The sequence below is a fragment of the Fischerella thermalis PCC 7521 genome, assembly GCF_000317225.1.
Taxonomy (GTDB): Bacteria; Cyanobacteriota; Cyanobacteriia; order Cyanobacteriales; family Nostocaceae; genus Fischerella; species Fischerella thermalis.
The window spans coordinates 73,133-87,626 of the sequence record NZ_AJLL01000100.1 but is presented as its reverse complement, the minus strand read 5'-3'; the positions used below and the strand labels follow the sequence as shown (position 1 = coordinate 87,626).

Annotated in this window: 16 protein-coding genes; 7 read left to right on the top strand and 9 right to left on the bottom strand. The window is 41.7% G+C overall.

What is annotated here, in order from left to right:
• Positions 1-41: 41 nt before the first annotated feature.
• A complete protein-coding gene (locus tag UYK_RS0121675) occupies positions 42-1,385 on the top strand; it encodes a serine/threonine protein kinase (RefSeq protein ID WP_009756860.1) in 1,344 nt (447 codons plus the stop codon).
• Between the two features lie 240 nt (positions 1,386-1,625).
• Complete coding sequence (locus UYK_RS0121670) at positions 1,626-1,934, top strand: hypothetical protein (protein ID WP_009756859.1); 309 nt, start codon at positions 1,626-1,628, stop codon at positions 1,932-1,934.
• A 232-nt stretch (positions 1,935-2,166) separates the two neighbouring features.
• Here the strand turns inward: UYK_RS0121670 and plsY are convergent, their stop codons facing one another.
• The 5 genes from plsY to UYK_RS0121645 form a co-directional block, all read right to left on the bottom strand.
• Positions 2,167-2,853, bottom strand: a complete 687-nt coding sequence (gene plsY, locus UYK_RS0121665; protein WP_009756858.1) for a glycerol-3-phosphate 1-O-acyltransferase PlsY — start codon at positions 2,851-2,853, stop codon at positions 2,167-2,169.
• Positions 2,838-2,999: a hypothetical protein gene (locus UYK_RS26605; protein WP_016872155.1), complete on the bottom strand. Its 162-nt coding sequence runs from the start codon at positions 2,997-2,999 to the stop codon at positions 2,838-2,840. The genes plsY and UYK_RS26605 overlap by 16 nt, the downstream gene beginning before the upstream one ends.
• 9 nt (positions 3,000-3,008) lie before the next feature.
• Positions 3,009-4,268, bottom strand: a complete 1,260-nt coding sequence (locus UYK_RS0121655) for a DUF3086 domain-containing protein (protein ID WP_009756856.1) — start codon at positions 4,266-4,268, stop codon at positions 3,009-3,011.
• A gap of 130 nt (positions 4,269-4,398) precedes the next feature.
• The gene (locus UYK_RS0121650; protein ID WP_009756855.1) at positions 4,399-4,815 is read right to left on the bottom strand and encodes a DUF3119 family protein; all 417 of its coding nucleotides are present in this window, start codon (positions 4,813-4,815) and stop codon (positions 4,399-4,401) included.
• 105 nt (positions 4,816-4,920) lie between these two features.
• Positions 4,921-5,691 (bottom strand): MlaE family lipid ABC transporter permease subunit, encoded by a 771-nt coding sequence (locus tag UYK_RS0121645; RefSeq protein ID WP_016872154.1) that lies wholly within the window; start codon positions 5,689-5,691, stop codon positions 4,921-4,923.
• A 446-nt stretch (positions 5,692-6,137) separates the two neighbouring features.
• On the opposite strand from UYK_RS0121645, the gene UYK_RS0121640 reads away from it, so the two are divergent.
• Positions 6,138-6,425, top strand: a complete 288-nt coding sequence (locus UYK_RS0121640; protein WP_009756853.1) for a hypothetical protein — start codon at positions 6,138-6,140, stop codon at positions 6,423-6,425.
• Positions 6,426-6,508: 83 nt separating this feature from the next.
• Here the strand turns inward: UYK_RS0121640 and UYK_RS26395 are convergent, their stop codons facing one another.
• The gene (locus UYK_RS26395; RefSeq protein WP_157221847.1) at positions 6,509-6,676 is read right to left on the bottom strand and encodes a hypothetical protein; all 168 of its coding nucleotides are present in this window, start codon (positions 6,674-6,676) and stop codon (positions 6,509-6,511) included.
• Positions 6,677-7,094: 418 nt separating this feature from the next.
• On the opposite strand from UYK_RS26395, the gene sppA reads away from it, so the two are divergent.
• Both sppA and aroH read left to right on the top strand, forming a co-directional pair.
• The gene (gene sppA / locus UYK_RS0121630; protein WP_009756852.1) at positions 7,095-7,904 is read left to right on the top strand and encodes a signal peptide peptidase SppA; all 810 of its coding nucleotides are present in this window, start codon (positions 7,095-7,097) and stop codon (positions 7,902-7,904) included.
• 98 nt (positions 7,905-8,002) lie between these two features.
• Positions 8,003-8,392, top strand: a complete 390-nt coding sequence (gene aroH / locus UYK_RS0121625) for a chorismate mutase (protein ID WP_009756851.1) — start codon at positions 8,003-8,005, stop codon at positions 8,390-8,392.
• Here aroH and UYK_RS0121620 read toward each other — a convergent pair.
• Positions 8,375-9,454, bottom strand: a complete 1,080-nt coding sequence (locus tag UYK_RS0121620; protein ID WP_009756850.1) for a substrate-binding domain-containing protein — start codon at positions 9,452-9,454, stop codon at positions 8,375-8,377. The two genes, aroH and UYK_RS0121620, sit on opposite strands and share 18 nt — an antisense overlap.
• A 194-nt stretch (positions 9,455-9,648) precedes the next feature.
• Here UYK_RS0121620 and UYK_RS0121615 point away from each other — a divergent pair, with 194 nt between their 5' ends.
• On the top strand, positions 9,649-10,926 hold the full coding sequence (locus UYK_RS0121615) for a serine/threonine-protein kinase (RefSeq protein WP_009756849.1): 1,278 nt from the start codon (positions 9,649-9,651) through the stop codon (positions 10,924-10,926).
• Between the two features lie 82 nt (positions 10,927-11,008).
• Here UYK_RS0121615 and UYK_RS26915 read toward each other — a convergent pair whose 3' ends face one another.
• Both UYK_RS26915 and crtR read right to left on the bottom strand, forming a co-directional pair.
• The gene (locus UYK_RS26915) at positions 11,009-11,164 is read right to left on the bottom strand and encodes a hypothetical protein (RefSeq protein ID WP_009756848.1); all 156 of its coding nucleotides are present in this window, start codon (positions 11,162-11,164) and stop codon (positions 11,009-11,011) included.
• A gap of 138 nt (positions 11,165-11,302) precedes the next feature.
• The gene (gene crtR, locus UYK_RS0121605) at positions 11,303-12,199 is read right to left on the bottom strand and encodes a beta-carotene hydroxylase (RefSeq protein WP_009756847.1); all 897 of its coding nucleotides are present in this window, start codon (positions 12,197-12,199) and stop codon (positions 11,303-11,305) included.
• A gap of 515 nt (positions 12,200-12,714) precedes the next feature.
• On the opposite strand from crtR, the gene pyk reads away from it, so the two are divergent.
• Complete coding sequence (gene pyk / locus UYK_RS0121600; protein WP_009756846.1) at positions 12,715-14,484, top strand: pyruvate kinase; 1,770 nt, start codon at positions 12,715-12,717, stop codon at positions 14,482-14,484.
• Positions 14,485-14,494: the final 10 nt, after the last annotated feature.

The following is a 14,494-nucleotide window of genomic DNA, read 5'->3' as shown; positions in this document are numbered from 1 at the left end:
ACAACAATCAACAATCAACAATTTTTATGGGGAATTTGGGGATGTTAGAAGCAGGAGAAATACTCTGTAATCGTTATCAACTCCAAGAAAAATTAGGTCAAGATGCTAGTCGTCAAACTTGGTTGGCTCAAGATTTGGCTAAGCAACCTCAAGAACGAGTTGTCGTCAAGTTGCTAATTCTCAGCCCACAAATGCAGTGGGATGAACAAAAACTGTTTGAACGCGAAGCTCAAGTTTTAAAAAATCTCAATCATCCTCGTATCCCCAAGTACCGAGATTACTTTGTTTTGGAACATCAATCTGGCTCTAAATTCCCCTGGTTTGGGCTAGTGCAGAGTTATATTCCCGGAACATCCCTACAGAAATTAATAGACAAAGGTCAACGCTTTTCGGAATCACAGGTAGAAAAAATAGCTGTTGAAGTTCTTAGTATTCTGGTTTATTTACACGAACTCAACCCACCTGTGCTACATCGCGATATCAAACCTAGTAATTTGATTTGGGGTGAAGATCAGCGGGTTTATTTGGTTGACTTTGGCGCAGTGCAGGATCAAGCGGTGTTGGAAGGTGCTACTTTTACTGTTGTGGGAACCTATGGCTACGTGCCAATTGAACAGTTTGCTGGTAGGGCTGTTCCTGCTTCGGATTTGTATGCTTTGGGTGCAACTTTAATACATTTGCTGACAGGGATGTCTCCTGCCGATTTACCTCATCGGGATGCACGCATTCACTTTACTGATAGAGTTAGCGTTGACCTGGGTTTTGTAAATTGGATTGGTAAACTCACTGAACCAAATGTTTTAGAAAGACTCAGTACTGCCCGAGAAGCACTCGCAGCACTCAAGAACAAAAATGTCCTAACCCCACCGATAACTAGCCGCAAGCCCACAGGTAGTCAAATTCAACTCAACAAGTCTGCCAGCGAATTGGACATTAAAATACCAAGACGCGGTGGTAAAGCATTTAAGTTATTCTACCTGGTGGGAATCATGATTCCTTTTCTCTGGCAACTACCACAATTGATTAATTTTTTGACAAGGGGAGGCAATTCTCAGACATGGTTTTTTTGGCTTTTCTGCGTGGCGATGCTGATTGCGGTGGTGCAAGGAACTCTGTTACCTACTTTTGGACATACTGATCTTTACTTTGATCGCCAAAATTTTGAAATACGTTGGAAGATATTTGGTTTTTGCTACAAGCGACAACGACGTCAGACAGCATTAATTGACAAAATATACCAAGAGCCAGTCAACCAAGGTTCAGCCCCTAGAGGAGTCACCATAGAAGTAGAAGGACAGAAATTCACTTCTAGTCCCCTGTCAACTATAGAACGTCATTGGCTAATTCAAGAGATTGGGGAATGGTTGGGACTGGATCGGAAATAGGAGTGTGGGGAGATGGGCTTTCAAGGGTAGGGAATTTAGCTAACTAGAGTAGACCTCTTTCACAAAGATTTTTTACCCCACCCTAACTCTCCCCATTCACGGGGGGATTGAGGGGGTTTGTTAGGATTCATGCAAGAGGTCTAGTGTCTATCATAACTTTTCCGGAAATTCATAGATTGCTCATGGTGTTATTTTCAGGGGCAACCCACGAGTATTTCTATCTAAACAAAAAACAGAACTATGAAACGCCGAATTTCTTTCATCATCGCTTTCGCACTCTCATTCTTGATGATGTTTAGTCCTGTTGCAATGGCTGACGAGGTTCAAGGTCAAACTTCAGTCACCACATCAGAACTAAGCAAATCAGAAGTAGTTAAAGTCACACCAACAGAAAAGAAAGAAGTTGATGCATCTGTAGCACAGCCAAAGGCTAGCAACTTGCTGGATAAAGGGAAATTGAATCCGATAAAATTAAAGCCTTTCTGCAATGTTACTTGTCCTGGCGGTGCTCCTGGATATATGTCTGGAGAATACTGTCTGCCATGTTAAAACTGACATGAATTAGGGATAAAGTTAGAAAGTGTATGAAACAAGCAGATGCATGATGAAATCCAGAATCTATCTTGTCATGGCTTTCTCTTTATCCATAAATTAATAGCTAATAGCGTTAAATTTAATAACTGGACTTTAGACTAAAAAAGAGCGATCGCACCGCGTTGTGGTAAGTTTGCTGTAACAACAAACCTCACTCTAGCCCCTTCTTTGCGGGTTTGTTTTTCTTTTATATATTGACGTTTTCCGGTGTCTGTGTCTGCAATTTCTGTCCTAACTTTGGTTCAGTACCTGCGATGATGCGCTCAATATTACTACGATGCCGCAAAATGACATACAAACCAGCCGCAACACCAAACAAAATGTAGGGTAGGGGTTGGTGCAGAAGTAGCATGAAAATGGAAACTGCGATCGCACCAAAAATTGAACTTAAAGACACAATCCTTGATATTGCTACGACAACAGCAAATACTCCTGCTGTTGCTAAAGCGACTTGCCAATTCATCGCCAGCAAAACTCCTAAACTAGTAGCAACAGATTTACCACCAGTAAATCCCAAAAAAATAGATTTACTGTGTCCGAGTACTACTGCTAGTCCTGCTAAAGTTACCATCCATGCTTGCCAGATTCCAGAATTGACGGTTGAGGGAATTAAATCTTGATTTTGGGCAAACTTAAATAACCAGTAAACCAGAAAGATGGCTAAAACTCCCTTGAGGCAATCAATTAACAAAACAAATGCCCCAGGTCCTTTACCCAATGTTCTTAACACATTAGTTGCTCCCGTAGAACCAGAGCCAACTTCGCGAATATCAATGCCTTTTAATAGCTTCACTACTGTATAGCCAGTGGGCAGAGAACCCAACAGGTAAGCTACAAATAGAATTGCCCCGCACAAAGTTAACCAAGTAGACATAGTTGGTAATGGGTAATGGGTAATTGGTAATTGGTAATTGGTAATTGGTAATGGGTAATTGGTAATTGGTAATTGGTAATTGGTAATTGGTAATGGGTAATTGGTAATTGGTAATTGGTAATTGGTAATTCTTGCCCATTACCCATTACCCATTATTAAAAATCATCTTCATAACTTCTCATCATTTTGGGGTCAGGAGCAAAGGCTAACCACAAAGGAAATTGCAACAGTGCCAAGCTGATTAACTCTTCAGAATCATCGATGATAATTAAAGGCAGCTGATTAGATTTTTCCAAGCGTTCGGCTTTTTGTGCCACTGCTTCTGGAGACTCAAATAATACAACTCCCCGATCAGGACCAAAATCTGGACGACCAATTCCTAGGCAATCTTGTAAGCCACGCCGCCATTCACCCAAGCGTTCTGGTGTATTAGCTAAAACTAAAGTACGGACGCGATCGCCATAAAGTTTGTGCAGTATCGAAATAATTGCTGAGGAAATAAGTATATTTTGCAACCTGCTACCCATGGTCCGCAAAGCACCCCGTCCACCTTGGTTAAAAAACCAGTTAGAGACTCTTTCGGCGTGGACAGGTTCAAATGTACGACGCAACTGCCACGGTGGTCCGTAATAATCTGGTTTGGTGCGGTACTGGTCAATCAGGCGACGAATTTGCTTGGTAGTGTCTTGAAACTGCTGTTGGGCAAATTGTGGTGTTCCTGGTTGGGTTTCAGCAGGTCTGAATTCTTGGATGACAACTTTTTCTGGTTCTGGTTTTGGTGCGGAAACTAATTGTAATTGTTCTGCGGCGGCTGCTAAATCCTGTAAGCTACCAGTGAGATAGTCTTTAAAACCCTGTACCCGTATTGCCAATTCTTGAGAAGCACCTGCAAACGTAGTTCGCATCTCGTTGCGGATGCGTTCTTGACGCCGTTCGAGCTGTTCTACGGAAATTTGTAGCGCATTTTTACGCTGTTCTAGGCTAGAAAGCGTCTCTTGCACAAAATTCCCCATCGCAATTTGGGTTTGATTCATTTGTGCTTGCAGAGTTTTATATGCAGCCTGCAAGTCGGCAATTTCTGCTTTTAGGGCTTGTTCTTGTTTTTGTAACTCAGCAAGTCGTTGTTGTGTTGCTTGGACTTCTGGTTGATGTTCTAATCCCAAAATGGTGATTTCTTCTTGTTGCTGCACCACAAACTCATCTTGAGAGTTGCTTGCTTCTGAATTTGCTATAGGTAAGACAGAAGTGAGATTGTTTTGTTCTGTATCCACTGTAGAGTTCTGTGTTGTTAATTCTAAAACTGGTTCAACAGATAAGTCTTCTGTTTGTTCATTTGTAGATGTAGGGCTTTTTTCTTCTGGTGATTGCAAAGACTCATCTGTTGATTGTGGATTTTGATATTCCTCTGGATACATAAAAATAGTGTAATTCCTATGACGCAATTAAAAAACTTTCAGCAAATATACAATTTAAGACTAAATCAGTTACCAGTTACCAGTTATCAGCTAGCACTTGCTCACTGAATAACTGACAACTGTTCACTGACTAAATGCGCGGACAGCGTTGTTCTAAACAAGTTTTTAGAGTGTTGGGGTCAAATAAAATCGGCAAAAAATGAATGCTTTTAACTTCTTTAAAGTAAAACAGGATGGGAACACGCTCCCAGAATATCCGCCAATTTTGCCATTCTTGGTAAGGAAATCGCCGAATTAATTTTTCTCCTCTGTAAACATCTAAATCGGTAGCAGTAAATTGCAGACGTAGTGTGACTGTCTGAAACATGAGAAATAACCCAAATAGGGCGATCGCACCTCCTACCCAAGGTTGCACCAACAGCAGTGGAATAGCCAACATCACTAACACTACAGGGATGTTGTAACTAGGCTTAAGTTCCACAGTTGATGTTGATAATGGTGTGCTTGTTGTAGTCACAGTCTTGAATCCTGTTCTGTTAGTAGACATTAATTCCTATTCTAGGAGTTAGTGGTTAGTCAGTAATTGTTGTTTGTTGTTGGTTGTTTGTTCTTTGAAACCAAGCAACGATCAACCACCAACTACCAACAAATTCTAAAACCCCTGCAATAACGCACTACCTGTTCCTTGATACATTAACCAGGAAAGAAAGAAATTACTAATAAATATGATTAACAAGGCAGTCACGACAGCAGTTGTCGTCGATTGTCCCACACCTTTGGCTCCTCCCGTTGTTGTCAAACCCCAACTACAACCAATGACAGCTATCAAAACTCCAAAGCAACACGCCTTGATCATGGCGCTGATAATATCCCAACTGCCAAGAAAATTACGGGCTGAGTCCAGAAATTGTGTGTCGGAGAGATTGTAAATATTTGTGGCAATGATCAAGCCTCCCAACATTCCTGTCACCAAAGACAGCAGGGTTAAAATTGGCATCATCAATAGGCAAGCAAGCAGACGGGGGATAACTAAATAATCAACTGGATCAGTTTTTAGCATCAATAGGGCATCTATTTGTTCAGTTACCCGCATTGTGCCAATTTCGGCTGCAAATGCCGAACCAACACGCCCTGCGATCACCACAGCTGTTAGGACTGGCGAGAGTTCCCGTGTTAAGGCTACCGCCAATACACCACCAACAAGGTTTCCTGCACCAAAGGTAATAAACTCCCGCGCTACCTGAATAGTAAATACTGCTCCGACAAAAACAGCCGTTAATAGGGCAATAAACAGCGAATCTGGGCCGACTACAGCCATTTGCTCTAAAGTATTGCGACGATGGATTTTACCTCTGAGGAGATGGATTGTAACTTGTCCACCTAAAAAAATCGCCGCCAGCAACCGCTGACTCCATTTTCCCAAACTAGACGTGGATGTAATCTCGCTCAATGTTCACCAGCTAACTCAGTAACTGCAATAAGAATAGCAATTTAGTGTGTTGTTGGTTGTTGATTGTTGGTAGTTAGTAGTTAGTAGTTAGTAGTTAGTAGTTTAGTTGTTCTTTAACATGACTTACTCCTCACACTCCCCACCTCGGTTAACTAACTTTAAATCTCATCTCAGAAATTAACATTGCTTCGTCTGTGGGTATGTTTGTAGCTAGTCGCGTCAGGCTTTATTTTTGGGGATTATCTAGATTTGGTGCTTTGTTTAGCTTGACAATACACCTGAAAATTTGTGTGTAGGTATTTTAATGAAAACTTAAGATTTTTGAAATCTCGCCCATTGAAGAGCGATCGCACTTATTGTAGAAAGTGACTACTCAGGAAAACAGCTATTGTCTTCTTAATTCAGGGAGCTGGAGTTTCATGACGATTTGGATGAACTTTCTGCGATCGCTACTGCTGACGATCATTTTTAGTTTTGTCGCACCTATGTTCCTGGTCGGCAGCATACTGTTAACTGTATCGCTAATGGGTCATATCCCCGTCTTACAAACTGTGACTGAAGCGATCGCTACTCCCATCATGCAGTTTCTCGCTATTTTTGGTAGTGGCAACGTGATCGGAGGATTATTTACTATTAGTTTGACCTGTAGCTTTGTTGGGGGACTGTTTGATACTTATGCTTATTATCGGTGTCAAATCTTACGTTAATTCCCTCTTGATCTGCGTGGTTCAAGGTAATAAGTACTTAAACAAAATTAATTACACAGATTATTTCTCTATTGCAAGAGTGCCTATTGCCTGTCTCCACGAATGAATTTAATTTTGTCCAACAACTTATCGTTGAGGATAAAGATGCAGCCAGTAAAAGAAGATACCTCTGCTGTATGTGGGCGTGGACTCCTAGCTTTTTTCTCTACGCCAAAGGCATTCCCGTAGCTGACTTCCCCTACTGTTTCCACTTCGTAATGAGAGTACAGTTAGCTTAAGATCAGTGGAAGACAACAAGCTTAATATAGTTCAATTTTAGATATAATCTAGATAACCTGACTAATTTTAGCTGTGACGTATACTTAAGTCGTCATCAAATCCAGCAAAATTTTTATAGATAAAAAAATTTCTGTAATTGAGATTTTTAAGTGGAAAAATTGTTTATCTCTACAGCTGGACAAGTTGAATCAAAAACAAACTAAATTTTTTTATGGTGCAAGGTCTACAAAAGTCTTGTAGGCTTTGGTGTCTACAGCTTTAATAGTGCGTAAAACAGAGTGATCAAAAAGCAAAACTTCAATAATACACACGCAAACCATAAAAATTCCATTAAAATTCGGATTAGCACTTTTGCCTTTTATTGACTTTTAGAAGTATTATTGACTGCACATGGTTTGGCCTTTTAAGCCTAGATTTCGTAAACAAATAGCTCGAATTGAAATTACTGGTGCGATCGCTAGCAACACTCGCAAACGGGTACTAGAAGCCCTAGAAACCGTAGAAGAGAAAAAATTCCCAGCATTGCTGCTACGCATTGATAGTCCTGGCGGTACAGTCGGTGATTCCCAGGAAATCTACAGCGCCCTCAAACGCTTACGTGAAAAAGTTAAAATCGTAGCTAGTTTTGGCAATATTTCCGCGTCTGGCGGTGTGTACATTGGTATGGGCGCTGAACATATCATGGCTAACCCAGGAACAATTACGGGTAGCATTGGTGTGATTTTGCGCGGTAACAACTTAGAACGCTTGCTACAAAAAATCGGTGTTTCCTTCAAAGTAATTAAGTCTGGTCCTTACAAAGATATTTTGGCATTTGACCGAGAACTGACTGAACCAGAACAAAATATTTTGCAAGAATTGATTGATACTAGTTATCAACAGTTTGTGCAAACAGTTGCTGAAGCCAGGAATTTAGCAGTAGAAACTGTGAGAAGTTTTGCCGATGGTCGGATTTTTACTGGTCAGCAAGCCTTAGAATTGGGTATTGTAGACAGATTAGGAACAGAGGAAGATGCTCGTCGCTGGGCAGCTGAACTAGTTGGTCTTGATCCAGAAAAAACACCAGTCTTTACCCTAGAAGAACGCAAACCTCTGCTGAGTCGCTTACTTCCAGGGAACAGCCAGGCTGCATCTGGAATTAGCTGGCTAGAGTTTGAAATGTCTACAAGTGGTCTACCTTTGTGGTTGTATAGACCATAAAAAGTCAAGTGTCCATTGTCAAATGTCCATAGCATAAAGTTTTGACGATTGACCCTTGACGATTGACAATTGACAACTGACTAATTTAAGGAGGATAAATGGTAGAGTGGCGAACGCGTGCTATTCGCGGCGCAACAACCGTTTCAGAAAATACGGTTGAAGCAATGCGAGAATCAGTAATGGAACTATTAGATGAGTTGGAAAAACGCAATCAACTGCATCCTTCAGATATCATTAGCATTACTTTTACAGTCACACAGGATTTGAATGCAATTTTTCCTGCTGCTATAGCACGCCAACGCCCTCACTGGGATACTGTCGCTATGTTAGATGTCCAACAAATGCATGTCAAAGGCAGTTTGACACGCTGCATTCGGTTTTTAGTCCATGCTTATTTACCAGAATCTGCCTCAGTGTCTCATATCTATTTACGTCATGCCCAAAACTTGCGTCCTGATTGGGTTATACCCCTAGCGCACCGGGATTAAACCAGCCTCCTCTATAACCCTTTGTCCTTGATCGGTCAACAAAAGATTTGTATAAGCTTCTCCTGCTTGCTGTTGTTGACCATTGTTCTGTTTAGTAATCACGTACAATTTGGTAGTTATTGGATAAGTGCCGTTATTAATAATCTCCGTATTTACTTGATTGCGCTGTTGCGGACACTGATTTTTTGCTACTAATGGTTTAACGTAGGGTGAAGCTAATTTTGTGGGAACTAAACCAACATCTAGAAGTTTGACCGTACATTGAGGTACTATTGTCCGAGCCGCAGCGTAATAAATACTACCAGGAGTCTGATTAACTCGGCGCAGCGCTTCTGTAGGAGAGTAGACGTACTGGATATTAGAAGCAAAAGTTTGCGGGTCTAATATTTGCTTGTCAGCAGAGATGACTGTATCTGCACTCTCTAGACGCCCAGCAAAGGCGGTAATTGCTAGATCGGGACCACCTACTTGCTGCCAATTATTGATTTTTCCGGAATAAATCTGCTGTAATTGTTCCACCGTTATACCTGAAACTTGCAGTGATGGATGAGTTGCGATCGCCACACCATCAACAGCAACTTGACGTGATGCAAGCGTGAAACCTCGCTGTCGAGCAATTTCCTCTTCTGCGGCGGTGGGGGGACGAGAAGATTCCACAAAGTCCAATTCCCCATCCAGTAACATTTGAATTCCCGACCCAGAACCGGGACTGCTGCTGATGGGGTCTACATAGCGTAATTGTAGTTCCGGGCGAACATTTTGGATATGGGCATATACTAACGGTCTGATAGAAGCCCAAGCAGTACTCCCACCATGTTTGAATGAGCCAATGGGAACATTTGTCACTGTCTGGAAAGTTGAACCAGTAACAGCAGAAGTAGTATTTGTACCTTGACTCACAGGTCTCGAGAAAGCACGATTATCGATCTGCAAGCGCGGTCTCAGCCATAACCAGAGTCCACCAATAATAATAATTGTGATCAGTTCACCGACAATTAGACCTCTGACTATCTGTACAGCGTCTCTGCTGAGTGGGACGCTTCTTCTACGTTCATTAGTCATCTTTTCTTACTGGCGTTTACTGGGTCAAAGCAATTCGGACTTGAATGCACGCTCTTGATAACTCTTGATAAGATTTAAATGTAACTTCTGGTGATTATACCTAAAGCTTTTCTTATAGAAACTATATATTAAATCTATAAGTAAATTCAATTTAAGTAAAGCTACTTAAATACAACCTTCAGATACACCGTAACATGTTTAGTCAGTTACTAGGAGAGCGATACCAGGTTGTTCAAGTTTTAAGTCAAGGTATATTTTGTCAAACCTATATAGCGCAAGACATTTACTCATCTGACTGTTCTACTTGTGTAGTCAAGCATTTCTTACCCAGTAACAAATGTCCTATTCCAGTAGAAATACGTAGGCGGCTATTTATCCGAGAAACAGAAGCCTTGAAAAAATTGGGTAATTACAACCTAGTTCCTAATCTTCTGACTCATTTTGAAGATAATTTAGAGTTTTACTTAGTGCAGGAATTTATTGATGGGCATCCCCTAAGTGTAGAGCTTCCCCTTGGTAAACGGTGGTTAGAAAGGGAAGTTTTTCAACTACTGGTAGAAGTTTTAGAAATCCTGAATTTTGTTCATAGTCACGGGTTGATTCACCGAGATGTCAAGCCAAGCAATATACTCAGACGTAAGCAAGATCATCGCTTAGTTCTGATTGACTTTGGTGCTGTTAAGCCCATCTGGAATCAATTAGTCAGAGATTTTATTTCTCCTGAACAAAATACTACGATTGCGATCGGTACACCTGGCTATATGCCTCATGAACAAGAACGAGGCAAACCACGACCCAACAGTGATATTTATGCTTTAGGTATGATTGGTATCCAAGCGCTAACAGGGGTGCATCCGACACAATTACCAGAAGACCGACATACGGGTGAAATAATTTGGCAGCACTTAACTCAGGTAAGTGCTGAACTTGCCTCAGTACTAAATAAGATGGTGCATTACCACTTTAAAGACCGATATCAATCAGCACAAGAGGCGCTATTAGCATTGCTACCTTTGGCTAGTCTCTACGCATCAACACGAGGGGAAATTTTTGATTCTACATCAATATTCAAATTTGCACCCCCAACCTTACCACCAGAAGCGGATACTCATCTAATTTCTGGAGAGAACAAAATATCACCACTACTGTTGGATGAGCAAACAAGTAAATTCACAATCCCAGAAACGCTACTGTCACCAACCAATTTTTACCAAACAACGCAAAATGACGAGGGTTTGCAAATTCAAAATCCTTCATTTCGACAAAGCGATAACCAAGATTTTGAGAATGATAGTCAGATCAGAAATACCACTATTACTATTTTTCTTAAAAGACCAGCTTTGCTAATTGGTTTAGTACTAGGTGCAATTTCTGGTGTAATTCTTATGGTTGTCAGCTATTGGTCTGTACAGATGGTGGCTCCTACTCCGAAAGTGCAAGACTTGCAATTACACAAACATGTCTCTCCCTAAGCATGGAGTGAAAATTTTAACGTTTTTAAATGCAAAGTTGGGCAAAATTTGGCAAAGGGTCGCAGAGTTTGGCAATCTTGTACTATGTTTTGAGCATCGCTAATTTATGTTCGTCGAGCGATCGATTCTGGTTTGGTTGGACACTATCTTTATAAATCAAAAACGCTACAATTGCAACCACAACTAAGTTAGTAATGAGCAGTCCTATAGTACTCCACATCCAAATTTTCATCTTCATCACCGATGCTGACTTTAGCTAGTGAATAGTGGTTAGTGGTGATAAGCCCACTACCAACTATTAACTATTGTACGGAAGAAGAATTTGTACGAAAAATTTTTTGTTTAATCTAAAGATACATGTTGCAAGACTACGCTCCTACTCCGTCGGTTTTTTTCGATGAAAACGAATTCCTAAAAAAATGTCGTAAAGGAAATCAAAAAAATCTTTTTTTTGGAGTAATCCTAAAGATTGATAACAACCTTTTTGATCTAACAGAGGTTTCATGAGATAGTATGTAGGCTGATAATTGTACCAAGGGATAGAAGGCCACAAATGATGAATTAAGTGGTAGTTCTGTCCGAGAATTAAAATGTTGAGAATTGGGTTAGCGTAGACACGAGCATTTTTCCAGCGATCGCACTCAGCAAAAGGACGATGGGGCAAATAATCAAAAAACAATCCCAAAGCTAACCCGACGATGCCAGAAGGTACAAACCAAAAGTTGAGAATGTAACCTAAAAAATGGTAATGAACTGAGGCAAAGACAATTGCCACCACAAATAAACGACTGAGAAACCATTCAAGAAGTTCATACTTGCGCCAGAGACGTCGTTTAAAGAAAAATACCTCGTGGTAGAAAAAACGCACTGCGATTAACCACAGGGGGCCGCCTGTAGAAACAAAATGATCCGGGTCGTTTTTTGGATCGTTGACATGAGCATGATGCTGCAAATGTACCCGTGTAAATACTGGAAAAGCAAAAGCTAGCATCAAAGCGCTACCATGCCCCAACATCGCATTAATTATCTTGTTGCGATGGGCAGACTGGTGACAGGCATCATGAATTACCGTACCGGAAATATGTAGGGCAATGATGTTCATGACAAATGATATCCAGTGCGGCCAGTGCCAAACCCAGTAACCAAGGCAAGATAACACAACAATCGCCACAGCTGCCAAAAACATCAGCAGCGTCGGATTAAGACCACCGGGAGGCGCTAACACTTCTTTGGGGGGGACTGTCAGTGGCTTGTTTGCCTCCGACGTCAGCATCGTGAACTCCTTAATTAATCAAATTTTGCTAGAAAAAAAAGGCAGAAGGCAGAGGGCAGAAGGCAGAGGGCAGAGGGCAGAGGGCAGAGGGCAGAAGGATGAAAAAATTTCATACTTCACACTTCATACTTCATCCTGGAAATTTTCTACATAGTTATCCTCCTTGGCAATTGGCTGTTGGTCAAGAGATTTCATTTTTTATAGGGTAAGGGGGAAGGCTAAAGGGGTAAAGTAAAAACATTCCCCTTCACTTTTCCTCCAGAGGAAAAGTGATAGCACTAAATCCGCTCTAAAAAATAATAAAGTTTTAAAGTTTTGTGTAGCAAGATTTATCGATAATCTTCGCATATTATGGGCAAAATAACGGTATGATTCGAGTCAAAGCTTCTGGCTTTGATCCTTAAGCTGCTATGAGTTCCCGCCATTAAATCAGTGAACAGTGAACAGTTATCAGTGAACATTGATAAAACTGACAACTGATAACTGATAACTGATAACTGAATTTGTCAGCCTCTATGCAATTAAAAGACTCTTTACGCCGAACCAAAATTGTTGCCACCATTGGCCCTGCTACCAGCAGTCCAGAAATGCTCAAAGCTATTATTGAAGCTGGTGCAACAACGTTGCGATTGAACTTTTCCCACGGTTCTCATGCTGACCATCAGCGCAACATTCGCCTAATTAGACAAACAGCCTTTGAGCTTAATCAACCAGTGGGAATTCTCCAAGACTTGCAAGGACCGAAAATTCGCTTGGGCAAGTTTGAGAATGGGTCGATAGTGCTAGCAAAGGGCGATCGCTTTACCTTAACTAATCGTCCAGTAGTTGGTACACAAGAAATTAGCTGCGTGACCTATGATTATTTAGCAGAGGAAGTGCCTGTAGGAGCAAGGATTCTCCTTGATGACGGGCGCGTCGAAATGATCGTAGAGGATATTGAAAAAGAAAAAGGCGATCTCCACTGTCGTGTTACCGTCCCTGGGACTCTTTCCAATAACAAGGGCGTAAACTTTCCTGGAGTCTACCTTTCGATCAAAGCCTTGACCGACAAAGACCGTGAAGATCTAATGTTTGGTCTAGATCAAGGTGTGGACTGGGTGGCACTTTCCTTTGTTCGCAATCCCCAGGATGTGATGGAAATTAAGGAACTAATTTCTAGCACAGGCAAAAATGTTCCAGTGATTGCCAAAATCGAAAAGCACGAAGCCATCGAACAAATGGAAGCTATTTTGGCTTTGTGTGATGGCGTGATGGTTGCTAGAGGCGATTTAGGGGTGGAACTGCCAGCAGAAGATGTTCCCATGCTGCAAAAGCGATTAATTGCTACTGCTAATCGTTTGGGAATTCCCATCATTACTGCCACCCAGATGTTAGACAGCATGGTCAATAATCCCCGTCCTACCCGTGCCGAAGTGTCGGATGTGGCCAATGCGATTTTAGATGGTACGGATGCGGTGATGCTCTCCAATGAAACTGCTGTGGGCAAATTCCCAGTCGAAGCTGTGGCGACTATGGCACGGATTGCGGAAAAAATCGAGCAAGAAAACATCCAAAACAACAACGCTAGTCAAGTTAGAGATCGCAAACGTTCTATTCCTAACGCGATTAGCCAAGCAGTAGGACAAATCGCTCAACAATTGGGAGCCGCAGCCATTATGAGCTTGACTCAAACAGGCTCTACAGCTCGCAATGTTTCCAAATTCCGTCCTTCGACACCAATCTTGGCTATCACACCCCATGTTAATGTCGCCAGACAACTGCAACTAGTGTGGGGAGTCAAGCCGTTATTGGTGCTAGAATTGCCCTCCACTGGTCAAACGTTCCAAGCAGCAATTAACGTAGCCTTAGAAAATAATCTGGTTTTTGAGGGAGATTTGGTAGTCATGACCGCCGGTACACTCCAAGGCGTTTCTGGTTCGACGGATTTGATTAAAGTAGAAGTTGTGACAGCTGTATTGGGACGGGGAATTGGACTTGGACAAGGTTCAGTCAGTGGTCGTGCCAGGGTAGCACACACTAGCATGGATGTGAGTAACTTTAATCCTGGTGATATTTTGGTTGCACCCCGAACTAGTGCCGATTTTGTCGAAGTAATTCGCAAATCCGCAGGCATTATTACTGAGGAAGAGAGTCTCACTTGTCACGCCGCAGTGATTGGTTTGCGTCTCGGTGTTCCTGTGATCGTTGGCGTCAAGAAAGCAACACAAGTAATTCGAGATGGATCGATTCTGACAATGGATATGCAACGGGGTTTAGTTTACTCTGGGGCAGTGGGAACTCCATAAGAATTGTTGG